Source organism: Bartonella sp. AA86SXKL, assembly GCF_042196885.1.
The window spans coordinates 348-638 of sequence record NZ_JBHIRE010000132.1 but is presented as its reverse complement, the minus strand read 5'-3'; the positions used below and the strand labels follow the sequence as shown (position 1 = coordinate 638).

1 protein-coding gene is annotated in these 291 nt (G+C 35.1%); it reads left to right on the top strand.

The genetic code is table 11. The features are described 5' to 3' along the window. Positions 1-291: SIMPL domain-containing protein (locus ACFIO5_RS10460; RefSeq protein ID WP_375705366.1), on the top strand; the 291-nt coding region annotated here is incomplete at both ends.

Here is a 291-nt window from a genome sequence, read left to right as displayed (position 1 = left end):
AACAAAGATCACGAAAAAAAGAACAATGGAATTGTCTATCATGTTTCAAATTCTTTAACAGTACGCATTCGTGATCTTTCCAACGCCGGTAAAATATTTGATCAAGCAATGGCGCTCGGCGTCAATTCAGTGCATGGCATTACCTTTACCAATGCCAATACAAAACCGTTCTATCAAGAAGCACGGAAAAAAGCTATTGCTGAAGCGATTGAAAAAGCAAAAACTATAGCAGAGGCTGCTGATTTAAAATTAGGAAAAATTATTAAAATCAATGAAAACGATGACAATTAT